The following is a 3,869-nucleotide window of genomic DNA, read 5'->3' on the forward strand; positions in this document are numbered from 1 at the left end:
TATTGCAACTTAGACAAGGACGGCAAAACCATCCTCAAAGGCTTAGAGAAAGAGGGCTTTAGGGAGTTGCAGACATTCGTCGCTAAAACCCTCCAGATGCAGAGGGGGCAAAGTGCAGAGATCACGAAAGCGAAGCATAAGAGCCCACAAGAATTTAGGCACGAAAAAGTCTTAGCAACGAACAAAGACCTCAAAGATGAAATAGCTCAACTACGGGAACAGCTCAAAGAGCGTGGGGCAACACGTTCCGAGTATGCAGAGCTTGAACAACTCAACAAAGACCTCAAAGAGCAGATCAAGGCAAAGGATTTGACGATCAGCGAGCTAAAAACAGCCCTAGAAGCCACAAAAGTATCAAAAGACGTATCAATTCACTCTGAAGAGAAAAAAACGCTTATAGAGCCTCTAAACGCTTCTAAATCGCTCATAATGCAATTTGAGAAAGAATCAGACGTTGAGCTTACGGATTGGTATGCCACGAATGACGTTGCTCAAGATAAGCGTACCAATGACCTCAAAGCTATTCGCACAATCACCGTCGAGCAGATTATCGAATCGAGCAAGTCTAAGGGGTTTATGGGCGATAAAATCGATGAACCAACTCTCAAAGCGAATCTCACTCGTGTTCTCAATGAACACAATCGGATACACGATCAATCGTCGAAGATGATCGAGACGTTTACGAAAATCAAGGACAACACGATTAAAGCCGTTAAAAACCTTGCGGATGGTTTGCTGAACAAAGCTCAAGAACTGAACCCGACCGATAGAATAAAAGCATTTCTAAAAGATCATGGCAAAGAGACTAAAAAAGGGATGGAAAGATGAGCAGATTTACCCCTCTTTTTTTGGTGTTCTGAAATTTAGAATTTCGGACTTTTATTTAATTTTCTACACTTCGTAAGAAGAAGCTTTAATACAAAAGCTTTCTACTAAGCTTTAGACCCCTTTTTAATCCCATATTTTACGGTGTTTCAGAGGTCTAACTATGACCTTTTCCACTCTAACTATGACTTTTTCCACTCAAAAAAGGCTCTAACTATGACTTTTTCCACTCAAAAAATGGTTGTTTTTTTGACCAAAAAAGATGGGTGGAAAAGGTCATAATTCATATCTAACTATGACTTTTTCCACTATAACTATGACTTTTTCCACTATAACTATGACTTGACACACAATACGGCATAGTTATATAATAGCCCAAATTGAACGAGGGTTTTTATGGAGTTATCCAATCGTAACATAGTAAAAATGGGGCATAGCCTTAACACAGCTAAATACAGTCTAACCCCCGTAGAAACGGACATCATCTTAAAAATGGTGGCAGAGATCAGGAATGAGGATGAGGATTTTAAGCCGTACAGCTTCAAAGTTACCGACCTCGAAGCCTATTTCGGGAAGCAACTTGATAGCAGAACCCTAAAGAAAATGGCGCAAGAGCTACGCAAAAAAAACCTCACTATCGACCTAGAAGATGGGGGGTTTTTGGTAACGGGATGGATTTCAAGCTTTGAATATAAGCCTAAAATGGGGCTTATTGAACTTTCATTCGACCCGAAGCTAAAACCCTATTTGATACAGCTCAAAGATGAGCTATACCTAAAAGGGGATCTCCGCCAAATCCTCCAGCTTCCGAGCGAGTACGCAAAGCGTATCTATATGCTACTCAAACAATGGGAGCTAAAAGGCTCTTTAGAGGTGGAGATTGCCGAGTGGCAAAGGATTTTAGAAGTCCCTAAGTCTATGAAAGCCTACGGGGATTTTAAACGAAAGGCTCTTGACGTTGCAGAGCGATACATCAACGAAAAAACCGACTTGACGGTAAGTTACGAGCCGAAAAAGACGGGACGGGCTTATACTCATTTGGTGTGGAAGATCAGAACCAAGCCAAGCACACGTCGGGATGAGTTGCCGAAGTTTAAAGCATGGTTCCTCAAGGAATTTATGGGATATGATGGGCTTCTCTACGAGTTCTACGAGGGGCATATCTTCCTAAACGATAAAGGCTATTTCTATGATGGCATGAACAAAAAGCGACGTTTCGAGGAAGACGAAATAGAGCGCATTTGGCAACAGCTCTTAGACCGTCGAGAAGATTTAAAAGCCCGTAAAGAGATATGGGAGGCATGGAAAGAGAAGCAAAAAATGCTCAAGGAAGCTCCATTGCCTTTCATCGATGTTGTGGAAGATGATGCACCGAACGTCATCGAAGTCACCAAAGAAGAAGCCGAAGAGATGGGGGCATTTGTCGAGGATGCTCTAAGCGAAGAGGACGCTATCGAAGCGTCGAAGCCCTCAAGCGCAAACGGATTCTTTGGACGAATTTTTAAGAAGATCAAGGGGTAATTATGGAACATGAACCTGAACGGATGGGAGGCGGTGATCCGCTTTTACTACGAATTATAATGACGCTTTTAATGCCGGTATTTTGGCTTGCCGATAAGATTAAAAAATCGTGATATAATTTCACCGTGTACAAAGGGTATTTTTCTTTCCGTCTGATTAACGGATAAGAGGTACGGGGCGGAGGCTTTCGAGCTTCTGCCTTTTTTTTTGCCAATTTTTTGGCAGGTAGGGTGGAAGTGGGTAGTACCTCTGAAAGGAGAATTCCCCTTTTGTACCACAAAACCTTGATAGTCTTTTTCGTGTTGATGGCGTTCGCGCCCGCTCTGCACTAATCAAAAACGAGGGATTAATCACCCCTCGGACTATCATCTTTCTATGATAAGATTAAATCATAGCACCTTCACAAGTTTTGCTACCACCATTAACCCAATTTTCAATAGTTTTAGCGGTTTTTCTAGTAACTTCTGTATTCATATAGTCATAAATGCTGACTTTTGCATGTGATTGATCAATAGCCTCAATTTCAATGTGCATATAATAACCCGTGGAATTTTTGATTTTATAATCAATGACTGATGTATTTAGGGTCTTTAAATTGTCTTTCTCAGCAACAAGAAGTCCGGAACTGCAATATTTTGACATATCAAAAATAATACCTGTTGTTTTTTCTGCATCCATATTGCTATTAAATACACTTAATAAATTATGATTTTTAACTCCCATCCCCGTAGTAGCACCGCAACCGGTTAAAAGAAATATTGTACTTGCAGTTAAAACTGTCCCCAATAGTATTTTTTTCATTTCAAGTCCTTTTTAAAATCTCAATAGTATACACAAAATAATATTATTTTCAATTAATCTATACTCTCAAAAGCAGTACCCTTGTGGTACAATTTTGCGAACATAAATACCTGCAAGGTATGTAGTGAGCTCACTACATACCTCTTACGAGTTATTTGTGAGATTTTTTTGCCCACAAGGAGCTTCAAAAATGACGAGAGGGAGTAGCATAAATTTCAAAAAAGGCTCTGCCGGTTTTGAACATAACGACCGCACCGAAGAACGAGAACCGAAGCACCTTTTACCTATCGAGCACCGATTAGAAAATGAGTGCGATCGATCAGCAACCGAATCAAGAGAACTTCTCAAGGAGATGGTCGAGAACGCCAAAGAAAAATACCAAGAGCGCACAGGGCAAAAACTCCAAGCAAAAATATTCGCAGTCGAGGCGGCAATCAATCTCGAAGCTCACCACACCCTTAAAGACATTCAAAAAATCAACGAGTACCTAGAGCAAAAGCACGGACTTAGAGCCGTTCAAAGTTCAATCCATCGAGACGAGGGACACATCAACGATGAGGGGAAACCCGAATACAACCTACACGCCCATGTCGTTTATTGCAACTTAGACAAGGACGGCAAAACCATCCTCAAAGGCTTAGAGAAAGAGGGCTTTAGGGAGTTGCAGACATTCGTCGCTAAAACCCTCCAGATGCAGAGGGGGCAAAGTGCAGAGATCACGA

General features: G+C 41.3%; 2 protein-coding genes and 2 pseudogenes. 3 read left to right on the forward strand and 1 reads right to left on the reverse strand.

The window, feature by feature from the left end; genetic code table 11:
• Together PHR02_RS13235 and PHR02_RS13240 are read left to right on the forward strand one after the other, a co-directional pair.
• Positions 1 to 828, forward strand: a pseudogene (locus PHR02_RS13235) (hypothetical protein); the annotation flags it as partial.
• Between the two features lie 393 nt (positions 829 to 1,221).
• Complete coding sequence (locus PHR02_RS13240) at positions 1,222 to 2,346, forward strand: replication initiation protein (RefSeq protein WP_299992738.1); 1,125 nt, start codon at positions 1,222 to 1,224, stop codon at positions 2,344 to 2,346.
• Between the two features lie 384 nt (positions 2,347 to 2,730).
• Here the strand turns inward: PHR02_RS13240 and PHR02_RS13245 are convergent, their stop codons facing one another.
• Positions 2,731 to 3,147 carry a hypothetical protein gene (locus PHR02_RS13245; RefSeq protein WP_299992740.1) on the reverse strand — a complete coding sequence of 139 codons (417 nt, stop codon included), beginning with the start codon at positions 3,145 to 3,147 and terminating at the stop codon, positions 2,731 to 2,733.
• 190 nt (positions 3,148 to 3,337) lie between these two features.
• Here PHR02_RS13245 and PHR02_RS13250 point away from each other — a divergent pair.
• A pseudogene (locus PHR02_RS13250) lies at positions 3,338 to 3,869 on the forward strand (hypothetical protein); the annotation flags it as partial.

It is taken from the genome of Sulfuricurvum sp., assembly GCF_028688295.1.
Classification (GTDB): Bacteria; Campylobacterota; Campylobacteria; order Campylobacterales; family Sulfurimonadaceae; genus Sulfuricurvum.

What these genes read in the sequence shown, in the direction of transcription:
- PHR02_RS13240 (WP_299992738.1), top strand. Translation starts at nt 1,222, where the DNA reads ATGGAGTTATCCAATCGTAACATAGTAAAAATGGGGCATAGCCTTAAC.
- PHR02_RS13245 (WP_299992740.1), bottom strand. Translation starts at nt 3,147, where the DNA reads ATGAAAAAAATACTATTGGGGACAGTTTTAACTGCAAGTACAATATTT.